Annotated in this window: 14 protein-coding genes; 9 read left to right on the top strand and 5 right to left on the bottom strand. The window is 61.3% G+C overall.

Annotated elements, in window-relative coordinates; all coding sequences use genetic code 11:
- The first annotated feature begins 741 nt into the window (after positions 1-741).
- From JOE33_RS13400 to JOE33_RS13365, 8 genes are all read left to right on the top strand, one after another.
- Positions 742-1,548 carry an energy transducer TonB gene (locus tag JOE33_RS13400; protein WP_240009421.1) on the top strand — a complete coding sequence of 269 codons (807 nt, stop codon included), beginning with the start codon at positions 742-744 and terminating at the stop codon, positions 1,546-1,548.
- Positions 1,549-1,601: 53 nt separating this feature from the next.
- The gene (locus tag JOE33_RS13395) at positions 1,602-2,309 is read left to right on the top strand and encodes a MotA/TolQ/ExbB proton channel family protein (protein ID WP_074595111.1); all 708 of its coding nucleotides are present in this window, start codon (positions 1,602-1,604) and stop codon (positions 2,307-2,309) included.
- Positions 2,309-2,710 carry a biopolymer transporter ExbD gene (locus JOE33_RS13390; protein WP_002555939.1) on the top strand — a complete coding sequence of 134 codons (402 nt, stop codon included), beginning with the start codon at positions 2,309-2,311 and terminating at the stop codon, positions 2,708-2,710. The genes JOE33_RS13395 and JOE33_RS13390 overlap by 1 nt, the downstream gene beginning before the upstream one ends.
- Before the next feature lie 99 nt (positions 2,711-2,809).
- Complete coding sequence (locus tag JOE33_RS13385; protein ID WP_032613447.1) at positions 2,810-5,635, top strand: TonB-dependent receptor; 2,826 nt, start codon at positions 2,810-2,812, stop codon at positions 5,633-5,635.
- Between the two features lie 144 nt (positions 5,636-5,779).
- The gene (locus tag JOE33_RS13380) at positions 5,780-7,663 is read left to right on the top strand and encodes an extracellular solute-binding protein (RefSeq protein WP_187626121.1); all 1,884 of its coding nucleotides are present in this window, start codon (positions 5,780-5,782) and stop codon (positions 7,661-7,663) included.
- A 1-nt stretch (position 7,664) separates the two neighbouring features.
- On the top strand, positions 7,665-8,732 hold the full coding sequence (gene yejB / locus JOE33_RS13375) for a microcin C ABC transporter permease YejB (protein WP_054994311.1): 1,068 nt from the start codon (positions 7,665-7,667) through the stop codon (positions 8,730-8,732).
- On the top strand, positions 8,732-9,754 hold the full coding sequence (locus tag JOE33_RS13370; RefSeq protein ID WP_054994310.1) for an ABC transporter permease: 1,023 nt from the start codon (positions 8,732-8,734) through the stop codon (positions 9,752-9,754). Before yejB ends, JOE33_RS13370 begins: the two co-directional genes overlap by 1 nt.
- A gap of 1 nt (position 9,755) precedes the next feature.
- A complete protein-coding gene (locus JOE33_RS13365; protein WP_054994309.1) occupies positions 9,756-11,339 on the top strand; it encodes an ABC transporter ATP-binding protein in 1,584 nt (527 codons plus the stop codon).
- A gap of 9 nt (positions 11,340-11,348) precedes the next feature.
- Here JOE33_RS13365 and JOE33_RS13360 read toward each other — a convergent pair whose 3' ends face one another.
- The 4 genes from JOE33_RS13360 to gabT form a co-directional block, all read right to left on the bottom strand.
- Positions 11,349-12,845 (bottom strand): methyl-accepting chemotaxis protein, encoded by a 1,497-nt coding sequence (locus JOE33_RS13360; protein WP_010427907.1) that lies wholly within the window; start codon positions 12,843-12,845, stop codon positions 11,349-11,351.
- Between the two features lie 945 nt (positions 12,846-13,790).
- Positions 13,791-14,279, bottom strand: coding sequence for an Lrp/AsnC family transcriptional regulator (locus JOE33_RS13355; RefSeq protein ID WP_002555947.1), 489 nt, complete (start codon positions 14,277-14,279; stop codon positions 13,791-13,793).
- 47 nt (positions 14,280-14,326) lie between these two features.
- Positions 14,327-14,983: a 2-haloalkanoic acid dehalogenase gene (locus JOE33_RS13350; protein WP_032614213.1), complete on the bottom strand. Its 657-nt coding sequence runs from the start codon at positions 14,981-14,983 to the stop codon at positions 14,327-14,329.
- Positions 14,984-15,064: 81 nt separating this feature from the next.
- Positions 15,065-16,369, bottom strand: a complete 1,305-nt coding sequence (gene gabT, locus JOE33_RS13345; RefSeq protein ID WP_187626120.1) for a 4-aminobutyrate--2-oxoglutarate transaminase — start codon at positions 16,367-16,369, stop codon at positions 15,065-15,067.
- Positions 16,370-16,653: 284 nt separating this feature from the next.
- Here gabT and JOE33_RS13340 point away from each other — a divergent pair, with 284 nt between their 5' ends.
- Positions 16,654-17,583: a glyoxylate/hydroxypyruvate reductase A gene (locus JOE33_RS13340; protein ID WP_187626119.1), complete on the top strand. Its 930-nt coding sequence runs from the start codon at positions 16,654-16,656 to the stop codon at positions 17,581-17,583.
- Between the two features lie 186 nt (positions 17,584-17,769).
- On the opposite strand, the gene JOE33_RS13335 is transcribed toward JOE33_RS13340, so the two are convergent.
- Positions 17,770-19,227, bottom strand: coding sequence for an NAD-dependent succinate-semialdehyde dehydrogenase (locus tag JOE33_RS13335; protein WP_032614208.1), 1,458 nt, complete (start codon positions 19,225-19,227; stop codon positions 17,770-17,772).
- Between the last annotated feature and the right edge of the window lie 76 nt (positions 19,228-19,303).

Genomic DNA, 19,303 nt, shown 5'->3' with positions numbered 1-19,303 from the left:
TAAGACATTTCGCCTGTGCCTTTGAGTGTTCTGATCATGAGTCAGGACCTGGCGCGACCGTGCGCGTAATAAGTACAGGGCGACTGTTTTTAATTAAAAGATAGTCGACCTATAAAGAGTGTCCGACACTTTGTTTTAAGTGGTTTCATTTTGCCACCATTCAGAAGTGGCATTTATTTCAACAGCGCTAACTGTCCACACAACCGCGGTACCAACACGGAGCATTGTTTTATGAGGCACTGATCAACTAGCGCACCAACGTGATCCTCGTGACACAGTATTGGTGCATCAAAGAAAGTGACTTGCAGGTCATGATTTTCGAACGCGTCTGCTAAAGCAGAGGGTTATTGTTTGCCTGTTTTTTTGTTCGAGGTGTTATTCATATCTGCCGTTTTTAAGTCAATGAAACGGGAAATCGATAAATAGTTATACGAATGCGACGCGCGCTCTGTATCAGCGGTTCCAGCCGAAGCGTTCTGGCACAGCGGTTGCAATGTAAGCTTTCAGGAACACCGCTGTACGTCCCCGTACATGACGATAAGAAAGCAAGGATCAGCAATGCCAGTGCCCTGATTAAAGACGTCTGTTAACCGTTTGAGTTCGCCGTGTGCGCACCCACCGCGTTGCCCTGCCTATCAACAGTGGGCAGGCCTTTATCAGTCGAACAATTACCCATTGTTCGAGCGGATTTTTATTGCCCTTTAACTACCCGAGGGAGCGTTAATGAAGGATGCGGTAATAATGAAAGCGGTCCCCTCTCCCTCGCCCGATGACACTTCGACGGCGTGGCAGGGTATTCCTTTCAGCGCCAATACGTCACGCCCGGGCGGCCTTAACAAGCCGCAAGTAATGGTGTTGATTGCTGCGTCGGTACTTATCCATGGTGTGATCTGGTGGTACATGCAAACGGCTCAGCCAGCGGTACCGGAAGTTGCACCACAAGTTCCGGAAATGACCATTGAACTGACCAGCCCGACACCGCCCGCACCGGAACCGCCGCCGCCCGAGCCACCACCTCCGCCGCCGCCTCCACCGCCTCCCCCCGAACCGGAACAACCGGTCGAGGACCCGGACGCGGTCGAACCGCCGCCCAAACCGGTGGAAAAGCCAAAGGTCGAGAAGCCCAAGCCGGTCAAGAAGGTCGAGCCGGTGAAAAAACCGACTCCGCCTGCGCCCAAGCCTGCCGCCGCACCCAGTCCGCCCGCGCCGCCAACACCTGCGCCCGCGCCACCGGCACCTGCTGCGCCGCCGGCTCCGGTCAAGGAAAGCGCTGCGGTATCCGGGCTCGCCAGCCTTGGCAATCCACCGCCGGAATACCCGGGGCTGGCCTTGCGACGCAGTTGGGAAGGTCGCGTGATTCTGCGCATCAAGGTGCTGCCCAACGGCCGCGCGGGGGCTGTCGAGGTGACCAAATCCAGCGGCAAACCGGTACTGGACGAAGCGGCCGTGGAGGCTGTGCGCAACTGGAAGTTCATACCGGCCAAACGCGGTGACACGCCGATAGAAGGCTTCGCGACGCAGACCATCGACTTCAAGTTGCCGGAATGATCCGGCGCATGACAACCGACTATTCAATTATCAAAGCTGGTGAGGTTTAAACCATGAACGCATCGCTCTCTTCCATGATCGTCCCGGCTGTGCTCTGGGCACTGATTCTGTTTTCCGTATTGAGTTGGGCACTGTTGCTGATCAAGTCGGCGCAGTACGTCCGCCAGAAGTCGCAGAACAAGCAATTCACCAAAGCCTTCTGGAGCGCACCGGACCTGCTCACCGCTGCCGAGCACTCTGCGCAATACCCCGGCGCGCTGGCGCGCATCGCCAACAGCGGCTTCGAAGCCATGGCGGTCGATGAGTCGCCGCGCACCACGCAACAACTGGCGCACACCATCAACCGCTCGGATCGTCTGGAGCGCAACCTGCGCCAGCAGATACAAAAAGAGCGTCGCGCGCTGGAAAGTGGCCAGGCGATTCTCGCCAGTATCGGCAGCACCGCGCCCTTCATCGGTCTGTTCGGTACGGTCTGGGGGATCATGGAAGCGCTGCAAAGCATCGGCGTGACCGGCTCGGCCAGCCTCGAAGCGGTCGCAGGTCCCATCGGTCACGCGCTGGTCGCCACTGGCGTGGGTATCGCCGTCGCGGTGCCTGCGGTGCTGATCTACAACTTCTTCCTGCGCCGCCTCAAGCTCGCCGTGGCCGACATGGACGACTTCGCCCATGACTTCGACGCCCTCGCCCAGCGCAGCGCCTTTGCCGTCACGCGTCAGCCCATCGCCAGCAAGAATGGCCATGGCGTTCGGGAGGCCAGCTAATGTCTTTCTCCACTCAGGACAGTGATGAAGTACTCAGCGAAATGAATGTCACGCCGCTGGTCGACGTGATGCTCGTGCTGCTGGTGGTGTTCATCGTCACCACGCCGCTGATGACCAACGCGATCAAGGTCAACTTGCCCAAGACCGACGCAGTCGCCCCCGCCGAGAAGAAAAATCCGGTGGTGGTCAGCGTCGATCAGGACGGCAAGTTCTACCTCGCCAAATCGGAAATCGCCCCGGAACTGCTGGAGAAAAGCCTGCAGGACGAAAAGGCCAAGGACCCGGAAATCCGCGTCCAGCTGCAGGCCGACACCGCCGTGAATTATGGCCAGGTGGCCAAGGCCATGGCCTCCATCGAACGCTCCGGCATTACCAAGATATCCGTCATGACAGCGAAATGACGCTCGACTGACCGGGTGGCTTCGCCTCGCGGAGCCGTCTGACCCGACCCCCGTGAATGCGGTTGTCCGTGGGCTGAAAAGCCCCTGGAGGGGAGCGGCTTGCTGGAAAACGAAGAAGTGGAACTCCCGCTCGGCACAACCGCGTCGGGAACAGAGGGCTCACAAGGCCATTTCAATAATGTCTGGATCAAGTCGGAACTAACCATGCTGATGAATCTTCCCGGTTGCACCCTCAAACCACTGGCCCTCGCGGTCCGGCGTCATCCACGTGCCCTGCTCTGCGCATTGGCCATGGGCATGAGCGGTGCCCAGGCGGCAGACGCCGTCGATGCGGACACCAGCGGCTCGGCTGTGTCCACCAGTGCAGCGGTTGTGCCTGCTACGACCCAGCTGCAACGTGTAGAAGTCACCGGTTCGGCGATCCGCCGGGTCGATGCCGAAACCGCCGTGCCGATTACCATCCTGCGCGCCGACGACCTGAAGAAGCAGGGCGTGACCACCACCCAGGAAATGGTCCAGCGCATCACCGGCAGCCAGTCGATCAACAACAGTGCAGGCTCGGTCGGAGCCGGAACAGGAGGCGCCTCCTTTGCCGACATGCGCGGCATCGGTGCGAACAAGACGCTGGTGCTGCTCAACGGCCGACGTCTGGCCAACAATGCGTTGTCCGGTGTAGGTACGCCCAACGGCAGCGCCATCGACCTGAACATGATCCCGTTCGCTGCCATCGACCGCGTCGAAGTACTGCGTGACGGTGCGTCGGCGCTGTACGGCACCGACGCCATCGGTGGCGTGATCAACTTCATCACCAAAAAATCTCTGACCGACGGCAGCCTGACCCTGGGCGGAGAGACGCCGACCGCCAGTGGCGGCGGTGCTACCAAGGACATGAGTGCCAGCTGGGGCTTCGGTGATCTGGAAGAAGACCGCTTTAACGTCATGGGCGTCTTCAACTACAACAAACAGCAAAATCTGGACGCCAATGACCGTTCGTTTGCCAAGGATTACGTACCGGGACGTGGTCTCAACCAGACCTCCGGTACGGCATACCCGGGCAATTATTTTCAGGGCGACAACTCCGCAAACCCGCTGGGCAGAAACTGCGGCGGCCCCAGCCTGATCGCCAGCAACGGCATCTGCCGCTTCAGTACCCGCGAATACATCGACCTGATCCCGCAAACCGAAAAGACCTCGTTTTTCGGCAGGGCCACCGGCAAGCTGGCCGACGATCATAACGTCAGTCTCGAATACTTCTGGGCCCGCAACAACAACCATACCGATATCGGGCCGGCACCTCTCACCGGGCTGTCGCTGGACTCGTCGTCACCCTTCTATCCCGGTAACGGCATCACTCCGGCTCCCACCGATTTCACCCTCGACCCGACGCAACCCGTCAGCACCGCCTGGCGAGAAACCGCAGCAGGGCCGCGCGGATCGAGCGATCAAAACACCAGTCAGCGTTTTCTGCTGAATTTCGACGGTCTGGTGGGCGGCTGGGACTACAACGTTGGCGCGTCCTACAACCAGAACAAAGTGTTGTCATCACTCACCGATGGCTATATCAGCGATGCTGCAATGCTCAATGGCCTCGCCAACGGCACCCTTAATCCGTTTGGTCCGCAGACCGCTGCCGGTCAGGCACTGATTGACGCCAATCAATACCATGGCCAGTACTCCAGCGCTGTGGGCCGGGTCGCCGGACTGGATGCGCGCATAAGCCGGGAAATCGGTGACTGGTTCGGTGCAGGCCCTGCCGGCATTGCGCTAGGTGGCGAATACCGCAAAGAGAAAATGCATCAGGCGTACGAAGCTTACGTCAACGACGTCAGCAGTCTGGGCGCCGATGCCGCAGGCAGTGTCGAAGGTGACAGGAGCGTCAAGGCGGAATACGCCGAACTGAACGTCCCCGTGCTGGACAGCCTGGAGCTGACCGCCGCCGTTCGTCACGACAAATACAGCGACTTCGGCAGCACCACCAACCCGAAATACTCCTTCCGCTACCAGCCGTTCAAGCAACTGGTGGTCCGGGGTGCCTACAGCGAAGGCTTCCGCGCACCGTCGCTTTATGAACTGTATGCCCCGCGCAGCACGACCTTTACCCAGGGCTATTACAACGACCCGGTTCTGTGTGCCGGAGGTGTCGTCCAGCCTGGGGGTAACGCCGGTCGTGATTGCCAGCAGCAGTTCCTCAACAATGGCGGAGGCAACACCGAGCTGGCCCCGGAAAAAGCCCGCAACATGACCCTGGGCTTCGTCTATCAGCCGGTCAGCAACCTGTCGATGGGTCTGGATTTCTGGTGGATTCACATTTCCAACCAGATCCAGGCGTTCCCCGAGTCGACCGTGTTCGATGACCCGAACACCTACGCCGACCGCTACGTGCGCGCTGCCGACGGTTCGATTGCCAACATCGTCACCGGCAACGCCAACCTGGGTATCGTCAAGACCAGCGGTGTCGACGTAACCCTCGACTATCGCTTCCCGAACACGCCTTACGGCCAGTTCGGTCTGGGCATGACCGGCACCTACGTCACCCGTTATGACTTCCAGAACATCATCGACGGCCCGTACACCGACAAGGTCGGCGACTTCCAGGGCGATGGCGTGATCTCGCGCTGGAAACATGTGCTGACCGGTACCTGGGCACTGGGCGATACCCGCGCCTCCATCACCAACCGCTTCACCAGCGGCTACAACGACTACGACCGCACCACCAATGCGCGGGTCGCGTCGTATGCGCTGTGGGACATGTCGGTGGGTCATACCTTCGACAAGGTGCTGGATATCGACGCTGGTGTGCGCAATATGTTCGACCGCAACCCGCCGTTCTCCAACCAGGCCTACAACTTCCAGTCCGGCTACGACCCTCGTTACGCAGACCCGCTGGGCCGCACTCTGTTCGCCCGCGCGACTTACCACTTCTGAGTGTGACGATGTGGCCCATACACGCTCCGTGGGCCACGTCAGATTGCGAGCTCGCCCCCTCCGGCCCAGGTTTCATCCGCCTTCCCCGGCCGGGGGCTTTTTCGCAGTGTTCCGTCATTCAGTGCGTACGAGGAAAGCCCCACCATGTCGCGTCTTAACCGTTTTCTGCGGCGCCTGCTTCTGGGTGTTGCGCTGTGCAGTGGCTGGCAGACAGTGCTGGCGACGCCGACCCACGCCTTGACCGTCTATGGCGAGGCCCCGAAATACCCGGCCGGCTTCCAGCACTTCGATTACGTCAACCCGAACGCCCCCAAGGGTGGTTCGCTGACCCGTTCGGCGGAAGAAATCGGCCAGTTCAATTACCTCAACCCTTACGTCGATCAGGGCATCAATGTGCGCGAGGTCGACAGCTGGGTGTATTCGCCATTGGCCTACCGCTCGCTGGACGAGCCGTACACGGTGTATGGCCTGATCGCGGAAAGGATGGAGATGGACCCCGACGGTCTGTGGATTCGTTTTTTTCTCAACCCCAAGGCGCGTTTCGAGGACGGCAAGCCCGTTACCGCCGAAGACGTGCGCTACACCTTCGAGCTGATGACCACCAAGGGCAGCTTCAGCTATCGACCGATGTTCGCCGACGTCAAGGCGGTCACCGTCGAAGGCCCGCTGCAGATTCGCTTCGACTTCAAAAACAATCTCAACCGCATGCTGGCGCTGGACATCGCCAGCCTGCACATCCTCCCCGAACACTGGTGGAAGACCCGCGACTTCGCCAACGGAGGCGGTTTCGAGCCGCCACTGGGCAACGGGCCGTACCGAGTGGCCAGGGTCGACGCCGGACGCAGCGTCACCTTCGAACGGGTCAAGGACTGGTGGGGCAAGGACCTGCCGGTCAGCCGTGGCCTTTACAACTTCGACACGCTCACCGTGAACTACTACGGCGACACCGAAATCGCCCGCCAGCTGCTGCAGGCCGGGACGTTCGACTACAACCGCGAGTTCTCCTCTTCCGGCTTCGTGGTCGGCTACAGCGGCCCGGCGATTGACGACGGGCGTTTGCAAAAGCGCATCCTCGCCCGGCAACGTCCGGTCGCCACGCAGGGCTTTGTGTTCAATCTGGACAAACCCATGTTCAAGGACCGCCGCGTGCGCGAGGCGCTGTCGTTGCTGTGGGATTTTGACTGGATCAACCGCCGGGTCATGCGCAATTTCTACGTGCGCGAACAAAGCTACTTCCCGAAAAGCGACATGGCCGCCACCGAGCTACCGACCCCGGCCGAGCTGAAGATCCTCGAACCCTTGCGCGGCCAGGTGCCGGACGAGGTGTTCAGCAAGGTCTATCAGCCACCGAAAACCGACGGCAGCGGCTATATCCGTGACAAGCAGTTGCAGGCCCTCAAGCTGCTGGCCGAAGCCGGCTGGCATCCGAAAGACAACAAGCTGGTCAATGCGGCGGGCGAGCCGATGGTGTTCAGTTTCCTCGACGGCCAAGGCGGCTTCGACCGGCTGATTCTGCCCTTCAAACGCACCCTGGCGCAGATCGGCATCACGCTGGATTTCCTGCGTATCGATTCGGCGCAGTACATCAACCGGCTCAACGCGCGGGACTACGACATGATCGTGGTCAGCCTGCCGAAAAACGGCAATCCGATCATTTCCCCCGGCCGTGAGCTGTACAACCTGTACGGCTCGCAGAGCGCCACCGAAGTGGGCAGCTCCAACGCCATGGTGCTGCGCAATCCTGCGGTGGACACGCTGATCGACGGTCTGGTCAGCGCCAATACGCGCAACGACATGGTGCTCTACGCGCGGGCACTGGATCGGGTCCTGCAGTGGGGTTACTACATGATCCCCAACTACTACTCCAAGGGCACGCCACTGGTGTTCGCCAACCGTTTCGGCATGCCGGATATGGCACCGATCTACGACGTGGGCCTGGAAACCTGGTGGCAGATCAGCCCGACGCCGCTGACCAATGCTCAAGCCGCTGCGCTGACCGGCAAGCCTGCCGCCGCCAAGGAGTACTGAGATGCTGGCTTATGTGATTCGACGCCTGCTGCTGATCATTCCCACGCTGCTGGCCATTCTGATTGTGAACTTCCTGATCGTGCAGGCCGCCCCCGGTGGTCCGGTCGAGCAGGCCATCGCCCGCATTCAGGGCTTCAGCCCCAATGGTGTGGGCGGCGGTGGGGGTGAAGTGGCTGCCTCCGGCACCGCCAGCCGCAGCACACGCGGGCTGGACCCGGCGCTGATCGAGCAGATCAAGCAACACTACGGTTTCGACAAGCCGATGCACGAACGGCTGTGGCTGATGCTCAAGAACTACGCGCAACTGGACTTCGGCACCAGCTTCTTCCGTGGTGCGCCGGTCACTGAACTGATTGCGCAAAAACTTCCGGTGTCACTGTCCCTCGGGCTCTGGGCGACGCTGATCACGTATCTGATTTCCATCCCGCTGGGCATTCGCAAGGCGGTGCGGCATGGCAGTGCGTTCGATGTCTGGAGCAGCACGCTGGTGATCATCGGTTACGCCACGCCCGCGTTTCTGTTCGCCATTCTGCTGATCGTGGTGTTCTCCGGAGGCAGTTACCTGAGCTGGTTTCCGGCGCAAGGGCTGTTCTCGGACAACTTCGACAGCCTGAGCACCTGGGGCAAGTTGAAGGACTACCTGTGGCACCTGGTGCTGCCGGTCAGTTCGCTGGTGATCGGCGGGTTCGCCACGCTGACCATCCTCACCAAGAACAGCTTTCTCAACGAGATCAGCCGCCAGTACGTGGTCACGGCGCGCGCCAAGGGCCTGACCGAGCACCGCGTGCTGTACGGCCATGTGTTTCGCAACGCCATGTTGCTGGTGATCGCCGGCATTCCACAGGCCCTGATCGAAGTGTTTTTCGCAGGCTCGCTGCTGATCGAAACCATCTTCGGCCTCGATGGTTTGGGGCGCATGAGTTATGAGGCAGCCGTCTCGCGCGACTACCCCATCGTGTTCGGCACGCTGTTTCTGTTCACGCTGTTCGGCCTGCTGATCAAACTGATCGGTGACCTGTGTTACACGCTGGTCGACCCACGCATCGACTTTTCCGCGAGGAGCGCCTGATGTTCGAGTTCTCTCCCCAGACCCGGCGCCGTTTCGACCTGTTCAAGGCCAACCGTCGCGGTTGGTGGTCGCTGTGGATCTTCATCGGTTTGATGCTGGTGTGCCTGTGCGGCGAACTGATCGCCAACGACAAGCCGCTGCTGATCCGCTACGACGGTCAGCTGTATTACCCGGTGTTGCACACCTACATGGAAACCGATTTCGGCGGCGAGCTGCCTTTCGAACCGGACTATTCCAGCGACTACGTGCGCAAGCTGATCGCGGCGAAAAACGGCTGGATGCTGTTCGCGCCGATACCGTTCAGCTACGACACCATCAACTACGACCTGGATGCGCCATCGCCCAGCCCGCCGGACCACATCAACTGGCTGGGCACTGACGAGCAGGCCCGTGATGTGCTGGCGCGGGTGCTGTTCGGCGCGCGGATTTCCATTCTGTTCGCGCTGCTGCTGACCGCGATCAGCACGGTGATCGGCGTATGTGCCGGGGCGATTCAGGGTTACTACGGCGGCATGACCGACCTGATCGGCCAGCGCATTCAGGAGATCTGGTCGGGGCTGCCGGTGCTGTACCTGCTGATCATTCTGTCCGGCTTTGTGTCGCCCAGTTTCTGGTGGCTGCTGGGGATCATGGCGCTGTTCTCCTGGCTGTCGCTGGTGGACGTGGTGCGTGCCGAGTTCCTGCGCGGACGCAACCTGGAGTACGTCAAAGCTGCCCGCGCGCTGGGCCTGACCGATGCCGCGCTGATGTGGCGGCACATCCTGCCCAACGCGATGACCAGCACCCTGACCTACCTGCCGTTCATCATTACCGGCGCCATCGCCACCCTCACTGCGCTGGATTTTCTCGGCTTCGGCATGCCGGCGGGCAGTGCGTCGCTGGGCGAGCTGATCGGCGAGGCCAAGCGCAATCTGCAAGCGCCCTGGCTGGGGCTGACCGCGTTCGTGGTGCTGGCCCTGATTCTTTCTCTGCTGGTGTTTATCGGCGAAGCCTGCCGCGACGCGTTCGATCCTCGGAGCTGACATGCAAGACAACCTGATTGAAATTCGCGACCTGCGGGTCGCCTTCAACGGCCACGAAGTGGTGCATGGCGTCAGTCTCGACATCCGCCGTGGCGAGTGCCTGGCGCTGGTGGGTGAGTCCGGCTCGGGCAAATCGGTCACGGCGCATTCGATTCTGCGCTTGTTGCCGGCCAAAACCGTCAGCACCCAGGGCTCGATTTGTTATGACGGGCTGGATCTGGTCAGCGCCAGTGACAAGCAATTGCGCAGCCTGCGTGGCAACCGGGTGGCGATGATTTTTCAGGAGCCCATGAGCTCGCTGAACCCGCTGCACACGGTCGAAAAACAGATCGGCGAAATCCTCGTGACCCACAAGGGCCTCAAGGGCAAGGCCGCGCTGAGCCGCACCCTGGAGTTGCTGGAGCTGGTCGGTATCCGCGATCCGCTGTCACGTCTCAAGGCGTATCCGCATCAACTGTCGGGCGGGCAGCGGCAGCGCATCATGATTGCCATGGCGCTGGCCAACGAGCCGGATCTGCTGATCGCCGACGAGCCGACCACCGCGCTGGATGTGACCGTGCAGGTGAAGATTCTGGAGTTGCTCAAGTCCCTGCAACAGCGGCTGAACATGTCGCTGTTGCTGATCAGCCACGACCTCAATCTGGTGCGGCGCATTGCCCAGCGGGTCTGCGTGATGCGGGAGGGCGAGATCGTCGAGCAGGCTGATTGCCAGACACTGTTCGACAGCCCGCAGCACCCTTACAGCCGCCTGCTGATCAATGCCGAGCCGGATGGCGAACCGGTGCCGTCCACGCACAGCAACACACTGCTGTCGGTGCAGGACCTGAAGGTCTGGTTCCCGCTGGGCAAAGCCTGGTTCAAGCGTGAACCGCAATATGTGAAGGCGGTGGACGGGGTGAGTTTCGAGCTGCTCAAGGGCAAAACGCTGGGCATTGTCGGCGAGTCGGGTTCGGGCAAATCGACCCTGGGCCAGGCGATTTTGCGCCTGGTCGATTCAGAGGGCAGCATCCGCTTCGGTACCAAGGAACTGAGCCTGCACAGCCAGCACCTGATGCGCCCGTTGCGCCGTCAGCTGCAGGTGGTGTTTCAGGACCCGTTCGGCAGTCTCAGCCCGCGCATGACCGTGGAACAGATCATTGCCGAGGGCCTGGTGACGCACAACATCGGTACGCCGAAAGAGCGCGAACAGACGGTGATCCGCGTGTTGCAGGAAGTCGGCCTGGACCCGGCCACCCGGCATCGTTACCCGCACGAGTTTTCCGGCGGGCAGCGCCAGCGTATTTCCATCGCACGGGCGCTGGTGCTGGAACCGGATCTGATCCTGCTCGACGAACCGACCTCGGCGCTCGACCGGACCGTGCAGAAGCAGATCGTCGCCCTGCTGCGCGCCCTGCAAATCCGTCATGGCCTGACGTACCTGTTCATCAGTCACGACCTGGCGGTGGTTCACGCGCTGGCCCATGACCTGATCGTCATCAAGGACGGCAAGGTGGTCGAGCAGGGCCCGTCGCGCGAGATCTTCGCCGCACCGCAGCAGGCCTACACTCAGGAACTGCTGCGCTCGTCGGGGCTGGTGTTTGCCTGAACGCGAAAACTACGCGTGAAAGCTCTGGCCCAGCGCTTCTAGGCGTATGGCCAGCGGTGACAGGCTCTGGCTGCTGGTCGCCAGCACACCGATATTGGCGGCGGTGTGTTCGGCGATGGTCTGCACCGAGCGCAACTGATCGGCAATTTCCCGGCTGACGGCGGACTGCTGTTCGGTGGTCGTGGCGATCAGACCGTTGAGCTGGGTGATATGGCCGATGCCTTCGCCGACTGCGCGCAAGGATTCCGAGGCTCGCTGGCTGTCCTCGACACAACGCCCGACGCCCTGCAGGCTGTCGTTCATGGCCGTAGCGGCCTGACGACTGCCTCTTTGCAGGTCTTCGATGATGGTCTGGATTTCCTTGGTCGACGACGCTGTGCGCTGGGCCAGGTTGCGCACTTCATCGGCCACCACCGCAAAGCCTCGGCCCTGCTCACCGGCGCGGGCGGCTTCGATCGCGGCGTTGAGGGCCAGCAGGTTGGTCTGCTCGGCAATACTGCCGATCACGTCCAGCACCTTGCCGATCTGTTCTGACTGATTGGCCAGGGCCTGCACGGTTTCATCGGTGGTCGTGATGCGTGCGGCAAGCTGGGTGATTTCGCTCTGCGCACGGTCGACGCTGTCGCGCCCGTGAGCGACCTGATCGCTGGCGTCACCGGCCCGCTGTACGGCTTGCGCGACGTGGCTGGAGATATCGTTCATGGCATCGCCCATGCGCTGCATCGCGCCGGTCATGCGAGCGATTTCACTGAGCTGATGCTGCGCACCGGTTTCCAGCGTACTGCTGGCCTTGGCGAGGTCATGCCCCAGTTCGCCAAGCCCGCGAGTGTCACGCACCACACCGTCGACCAGGCCGGTGATCTGCGCCAGAAACTGCTCGAAACGCTGCGCCAGCGGCACGCGTTTGGCCGAACGCTCACTGGTCTGGCTATCCGGGGAGAACTTGTTGGTGGTGGCCAGCATGCGATCGAGCATGTCCTGATTCTCGACCGCCTCGGCCTGATTCTGCACGGCCAGGTAAACCAGAATCGCGCTTTCAACAACCACATACACCGCATGCACAAGCACCATGCTCCAGCCGAAGCCGTGGTGCATGACGTACACCGGGAAGCCGGAATGCTGCAAGGCATGGAAACCGATGTGGTGGAGGGCGATGGTGACGGCAGCGACCAGAATCGGCAGCCAGTCGCGGTAGAAGGTCAGCACCGCCAGCAATACAAAGATGCCGAAGTGTATCTCGACCTGCCCGTGGGTCTGATTGATATGCAGCGCGGTCATGACCATCAGGCCGACGCCGAAACAGCAACGCATCAATCGGGTGCCGCCGATGGCCCGATACAGCCCGGTCAGCACCAGCGCGGTGCCACCACCGACGACGACTGCCTGGGTGAAGGTGTCGAACCAGAACGCCAACCCGAGCGCGTAGACGAACAACAGCCAGATCAGACCCAGCATGATCCGGTCGGCCTTGCGGTAATGGTCAAGGAAACGAGGGGCTACGGGCATCGAACACATCCTTTTGAAATCCATGGCGACAGGGGGCCCTGCCGGTTTACAGATCTGCACGAGCAAAAGCCCGGCCAAAGTGCCGTGCGGATAGTAGCCCTATGCCAGAATTTCAGACATACATTCTTTGGCCCGGTATTCAGGCCTGCCAATGCAGAGCGGCGCAAACCTGTGACGCGGAGCGTCACGCACGGCATTCCCACGCTGGAGCGTGAGGAACGATAGGTGTTCGGGAGATCGCGGAACGGGTGAAGTGCGCGGTGTCCGGGCGAACACTATCGTGCCCATGCTCCGCGTGGGCATGCCGTTCTGGACGCTCCGCGTCCTCTCCTGATTGTGTGGCGTTGCGCGGATCTGTGACGCGGAGCGTCACGCAAGGCATTCCCACGCAGGAGCGTGAGGAACGATAGTCGTCAGGCAGATCACTATCGTGCCCATGCTCCGCGTGGGCATGCCGTTCCGGACGCTCTGCGTCCTCTCCTGATTGTGTGGCGTTGCGCGGATCTGTGACGCGGAGCGTCACGCAAGGCATTCCCACGCTGGAGCGTGAGGAACGATAGTCGTCAGTTAGATCACTATCGTGCCCATGCTCCAGCGTGGGCATGCCGTTCTGGACGCTCTGCGTCCTCTCCTGATTTGTGTGGCGTTGCGCCGATCTGTGACGCGGAGCGTCACGCAAGGGCATTCCCACGCTGGAGCGTGAGGAACGATAGTCGTCAGGCAGATCACTATCGTGCCCATGCTCCGCGTGGGCATGCCGTTCTGGACGCTCTGCGTCCTCTCCTGATTGTGTGGCGTTGCGCGGATCTGTGACGCGGAGCGTCACGCAAGGCATTCCCACGCTGGAGCGTGAGGAACGATAGTCGTCAGGCAGATCACTATCGTGCCCATGCTCCGCGTGGGCATGCCGTTCCGGACGCTCTGCGTCCTCTCCGGGCTAGAGCTTCAATGGCGCAACAGTTTGCGCAGCGGCACGCCGTCTTTCATGACCGGGGATTTGATGACGATGTAGCTGAAGTACTTGGAGATGCCGATGTTCTTGTCCAGCAGCTCTTCGATCACCTCCTGGTAATGCTGAATGCTGCGGGTCATGAAGCGCACCAGGTAATCGTAGCCGCCGCTGATCAGGTGGCATTCCAGCACTTCGTCTACGTGGCGGATGTTGGCTTCGAATTTGGCGAAGTCTTCGCGCTTGTGGTCGCTGAGGGAGATTTCCGTGAACACGGTGACCGATTCGGTGATCTTGGCCAGATTAAGGTGCGCCTTGTAGCTGGAAATGTAACCTGCCGACTCCAGGCGTTTGACGCGTTGCAGGCAAGGGCTCGCGGAAAGTCCGACGGCATCGGCCAGGCTGACGTTGGTCATGCGCCCGTCTTTCTGGAGTTCTACCAAAATATTGATATCAATCCGATCCAGTTTGACCAAGCCTTCCATTACCTACCTCTTGTATTGCCATTCACGGTGCCTACCTTCTAGCAAAATCAGCGCCGTAAAGACAGCTGATGCTGAGCGACCAGATCGGCCATGCTGTTGATGCACAGGTCGGCAGTGCATGGCTGGCAGTGTTGCTCCCGGCTGCGGCGGATCAGGCACAGCCCGCCGCTGCTCAGTGCCGAGGCCGGTGGGCGTGACACGAGCAGGGTGTCACGCGGCTCCAGACCCATCTCGGCAAGCCAGGCCGTGTCGTGCAGCGGATGGGTGGTCAGTGACAGCAGGCTGTCGGGCTCGAGCCCCAGTCGCTCGCACAGCAGACCGCGATCCTGCAGGTCGCGGTCGGCGTACACCAGCAATCGATAGAACTTGCGCAGGTAGAGCATCGCGCCGGGCGCATCCTCGAACAGCGTCCAGTTCGGCACCGAGCGGGCGAAGGTCATGCCCTCTTCCCAACTGGCCTTGATGCCAAGGCGCTCGGCCAGCTGTCGATGCGCAAAGCACAGCAGCCCGCTGAAACCCAATTCGTCAAAGCGCGGGTACAACGTGCGAATGACATCATTGAATTCAGTGAGTACCTGGTCTTTGCCGGGCGTGTTCAGTCCGTTACTCAGCAACGGCTGCAACGCCGTCCAGACGCCTGAGTCACGGTCCACCAGAACTTCATCGCAATCGATCAGCAGTGCGCGGTAATCAATAAGCCCCATGGCAGGCAACGTCTCCATTCAACAATGATCCCCAGCGCGGGTGATCGCGGCGTCTCACGACAGCCGCGACCACGCTTGCGCTCAGCTGGACTTCAATACTCGTGCCAAGGCCGCGTCGAGAATGCCCAGCGCTTCATCGATCTGCTGCTCGGTGGTCACCAGCGGCGCCAGGAAACGCAGTACGTTGCGATACACGCCGCACTTGATCACCAGCAGGCCGCCGATGCGCGCCTGATCGATGATCTTCTGGTTGAGGTCGGCGTCCGGGCTACGCGCGGCGTCATTCTTGACCATCTCCATGGCGAGCATGAAACCCGTACCGCGCACATCACCGATGCAGCTGTAACGCTCTTTGAGCGCGAGCAGACCCGCACGCAGGTGTTTACCCAGCTGTTCGCCACGCGCCAGCAGGTTTTCTTGCTCATACGTGTCGATCACTGCCAGTGCTGCGGCGCAGGACAGCGCATTACCGCCGTAGGTGCCGCCCAGACCGCCCGGAAGCGGTGCATCCATGATCTCGGCACGCCCGACCACGCCCGACAGCGGCATGCCGCCCGCGAGGCTCTTGGCCACGGTCACCAGATCAGGCTGGATGCCCGAATGCTCGAAGCCGAACCATTTGCCGGTACGCCCGAAACCGGACTGGATTTCATCGGCAATCAGCACGATGCCGTGTTGTTCGGTCAGGTCACGCAAGGCCTTCATGAACTCGACTGGCGCAGTCAGGAAGCCGCCATCGCCTTGCATCGGCTCGATCAGAATCGCCGCCACACGCTCCGGTGCGACCTGAGTGGCCAACAGCTCGTGCAGCGCCGCCAGCGCCACTTCGGTGGTCACGCCGCGGTATTCATTCGGGTACGGCGTGTGGAACACCTCAGGCGCCATCGGGCCGAAATTCTGTTTGTACGGCTGGCTCATGCCGGTCAGCGTGGTGCCAAGCAGCGTGCGGCCATGAAAGCCGCCCCGGAACGAGATGATTGCCGGGCGATTGGTATGGGCGCGGGCTATTTTCACCGCGTTTTCGACCGCTTCGGCGCCGGAGGTGAAAAGCACTGCCTTGTGATCGATGCCGCTCTGGCCTGCGATGAGATGGCTCAGGCGCTTGGCCAGATCCAGATAGGGCTGATACGACGCCACCTGAAAGCAAGCGTGGGTGACTTTGGTCAGCTGCGCCTGAATCGCCGCGACCACGTTCGGGTGGTTGTGACCGATGTTCAACACGCCGATACCGCCGACGAAATCCAGATAGCGTTTGCCATCGACGTCCCACAATTCAGAACCCTGGGCGCGGTCGATGACCAGCGGGTGAGCCGTGACAATCCCGCGCGGTACGAATTGATCGCGCTGGCGGAGCAGATGAGGAGTTTCGTCGACTTTGCTGTTCATGGTTATACCTGTCGTGGGCCAGGCAGCCGGCGGGGTGGCTGCGATGCTGTTCAGGTTAAGCGTTCAGCGAAATGATCTACGCCGAACTTCGCCCCTCAAAAGTCCATATCGACTGTTTTTCGCCTTGCAAACGGCAGATTCCTTCATGCCCGCAAACCACCATGCAATCTGCCGGGCAGCGGCGCTTTTCGGACATTGCAGAGGCCTTGAAGCAGGCGTTTCAACAGAACATGCTTTGCGTTTGCGGCATGATGGGGCTCCTCTTTCATGCTCAGGAAATGCCCATGCCCGCCCTGCTCTACAAAGCCGATCCCGCACGTGCCGAACGCTGGCGCGTCCTGTTTGCCGAGCACGCGCCGGACATCGAATGGCGGGTATGGCCGGACATCGGCGACCCGGCCGACATCCACTACCTGGGCGCCTGGCTGGCGCCCGATGATTTGCAGGAACTGCTGCCCAACCTGAAAGTGCTGTTCGCCCTTTCGGCGGGTGTGGACCAGCTGGACCTGAGCCGTATTCCGCAATCGCTGCCGGTGGTGCGTTTGCTGGACCCCGGCATCAGTCACGCGATGTGTGAATACGCGACCTTCGCCGTGCTGAGCCTGCACCGGGAAATGCTGCGTTATCGGCAGCAGCAGGTGGAGGGTGTCTGGAAAGCTCATCCACTGATCCCCGCGCACCAGCGTCGAGTGGGTGTGATGGGGCTGGGGTTGCAGGCGCAACATATTCTGTCGAGCCTCAAGCCGTTCGGTTTCGAACTGTCGGGCTGGGCGCGCAGCGAACATCGAATCGACGCTGTCGAGTGCTACGCCGGGGAAGAGCAACTGGAAGCATTTCTGGGGCAGTGCGACATATTGCTGTGTGTCCTGCCGCTGACCGGGCAGACCGAAGGCATCCTCAATCGCCGGCTTTTCGAGCAATTGCCCAAGGGTGCCGCGCTGATCAATATGGGCCGTGGCGGGCATCTGGTGGAGGCGGATCTGCTTGAAGCGCTGGACAGCGACCAACTCAGCGCTGCGGTACTGGATGTGCTGCAGCAGGAACCGGCAGCAGCCGACCATCCATTCTGGACACACCCGAAGATCCTGCTGACCCCGCATGTGGCGGCCATGACCCAGCCGGAAAGCGCATTTCCCGGCCTGCTCGATAACATTCGCCGCTTTGAACGCGGTGAAGCGATGCAAGGACAGGTGAATCGCGGCCAGGGTTACTGACGGATGATCGTTCCCACGCTCCGCGTGGGAATGCAGTTCTGGACGCTCCGCGTCCGATCTTGAACGTGCGGTGCTCTGTGGATTTTTGACGCGGAGCGTCACGAACTGCATTCCCACGCTGGAGCGTGAGGAACGATAATCTCAACTATCGTGCCGACGCTCCGCGTTGGTATGCCGTTCTGAACGCTACAACCCGCCCACATGAAACGCCTTCACTTCCAGGTATTCATCCAGTCCGTAGCTGGAGCCTTCGCGGCCCAGGCCGGATTGTTTGATGCCGCCGAACGGGGCGACTTCCATGGAGATGATGCCGGTGTTGAGGCCGACCATGCCGAACTCCAGCGCCTCGCCGAAACGCCATGAGCGGCGCAGGTCCTGAGTGAAGTAATACGCGCCAAGGCCATAAGGCGTGGCGTTGGCCAGTGCCAGCGCTTCGGCTTCGTCGCTGAAGCGCATCAGCGGCGCGACCGGGCCGAAGGTTTCTTCGTTGGCCAGCAGCATGCCCGCGTGGGTGTCGCCCAATACCGTGGGCTGGACGAACTGGCTGGTGCCGTCGGGAGAACCACCATGCAGCAGTTTCGCCCCCTGGCTCAGCGCATCGTCGATATGCCGGGCGACTTTGCTGACCGCGGCCGGGTTGATCAGCGGACCGATGGTCACGCCCTCTTCCAGGCCGTTGCCGACCTTGAGCTTGCTCACTTCTTCCACCAGCCGTGCAGCGAAGCGGTCGTAGATGCCGTTTTGCACCAGAATCCGGTTGGCACACACACAGGTCTGCCCGGCGTTGCGGAATTTGCTGAGCATGATGCCCGTCACCGCCTGTTCCAGGTCTGCGTCGTCGAACACGATGAAGGGCGCGTTGCCGCCCAGCTCCAGGCTCAGACGCTTGATGTGTTCGGCGCTCTGGCGCATCAGCAGGCGGCCGACCGGCGTCGAACCGGTGAAGGAAATCTTGCGCACTACCGGGTTGCTGGTCAGCTCTTCGCCAATCCCGGTGGGCATGCCGGTGATGACGTTGAACACCCCGGCAGGAATGCCCACCCGCTCGGCCAGCACCGCCAGCGCCAGGGCTGACAAGGGTGTGAGGTCCGAGGGCTTGACGATGATCGGGCATCCGGCAGCCAGGGCCGGGGCGCACTTGCGGGTGATCATTGCGTTGGGGAAGTTCCACGGGGTGATCGCGGCGCAGACACCCACCGGTTGCTTGAGGGTCATCAAACGACGGTCTGCACTGGGCGCGGGAATGGTTTCACCGTACGAGCGGCGCGCTTCCTCGGCGAACCATTTGACGAAGCTGGCACCGTAGCGAATCTCGCCGCGCGACTCGTTCAGGGGCTTGCCCTGCTCAAGGGTCATGATCAGCGCCAGGTCTTCGACGTTGTCGAGCATCGCCTGATGCCAGCGCTCCAGCAGCGCCGCGCGTTCGGCCGCGGGACGTGCGCGCCAGGCAGGCCAGGCGCGATCAGCCGCTTCGATGGCACGCAGGGTTTCAACGCCCTGCAGGGCCGGCACCTGCGCCAGCGCCTCGCCGGTGGCCGGGTTGCTGATGGTCAGGGTTGCGCCATCGTCAGCGCTGATCCATTGCCCATCGACGTAGGCGCGGTCTACCAGCAGGCTGGGGTCTTTCAACTGATTCTTGAGCATGATCAAGTCCTGTTCCGGGATGACTGCCAGTCTAGGCAGACGCCACAGTCCAGGATGCTGAAAGCGCGATAACGGC

The sequence above is a fragment of the Pseudomonas sp. PvP027 genome, assembly GCF_017833005.1.
Lineage (GTDB): Bacteria > Pseudomonadota > Gammaproteobacteria > Pseudomonadales > Pseudomonadaceae > Aquipseudomonas > Aquipseudomonas congelans.
The sequence above is the reverse complement of the archived record's forward strand: the minus strand, read 5'-3'. Positions and strand labels throughout refer to the sequence as shown.

Bases quoted from the DNA above. Each gene is read 5' to 3' on its own strand.
- JOE33_RS13400 (WP_240009421.1), top strand. From the start codon at position 742: ATGAAAGCGGTCCCCTCTCCCTCGCCCGATGACACTTCGACGGCGTGG.
- JOE33_RS13395 (WP_074595111.1), top strand. From the start codon at position 1,602: ATGAACGCATCGCTCTCTTCCATGATCGTCCCGGCTGTGCTCTGGGCA.
- JOE33_RS13390 (WP_002555939.1), top strand. From the start codon at position 2,309: ATGTCTTTCTCCACTCAGGACAGTGATGAAGTACTCAGCGAAATGAAT.
- JOE33_RS13380 (WP_187626121.1), top strand. From the start codon at position 5,780: ATGTCGCGTCTTAACCGTTTTCTGCGGCGCCTGCTTCTGGGTGTTGCG.
- yejB (WP_054994311.1), top strand. From the start codon at position 7,665: ATGCTGGCTTATGTGATTCGACGCCTGCTGCTGATCATTCCCACGCTG.
- JOE33_RS13370 (WP_054994310.1), top strand. From the start codon at position 8,732: ATGTTCGAGTTCTCTCCCCAGACCCGGCGCCGTTTCGACCTGTTCAAG.
- JOE33_RS13365 (WP_054994309.1), top strand. From the start codon at position 9,756: ATGCAAGACAACCTGATTGAAATTCGCGACCTGCGGGTCGCCTTCAAC.
- JOE33_RS13360 (WP_010427907.1), bottom strand. From the start codon at position 12,845: ATGCCCGTAGCCCCTCGTTTCCTTGACCATTACCGCAAGGCCGACCGG.
- JOE33_RS13355 (WP_002555947.1), bottom strand. From the start codon at position 14,279: ATGGAAGGCTTGGTCAAACTGGATCGGATTGATATCAATATTTTGGTA.
- JOE33_RS13350 (WP_032614213.1), bottom strand. From the start codon at position 14,983: ATGGGGCTTATTGATTACCGCGCACTGCTGATCGATTGCGATGAAGTT.
- gabT (WP_187626120.1), bottom strand. From the start codon at position 16,369: ATGAACAGCAAAGTCGACGAAACTCCTCATCTGCTCCGCCAGCGCGAT.
- JOE33_RS13340 (WP_187626119.1), top strand. From the start codon at position 16,654: ATGCCCGCCCTGCTCTACAAAGCCGATCCCGCACGTGCCGAACGCTGG.
- JOE33_RS13335 (WP_032614208.1), bottom strand. From the start codon at position 19,227: ATGCTCAAGAATCAGTTGAAAGACCCCAGCCTGCTGGTAGACCGCGCC.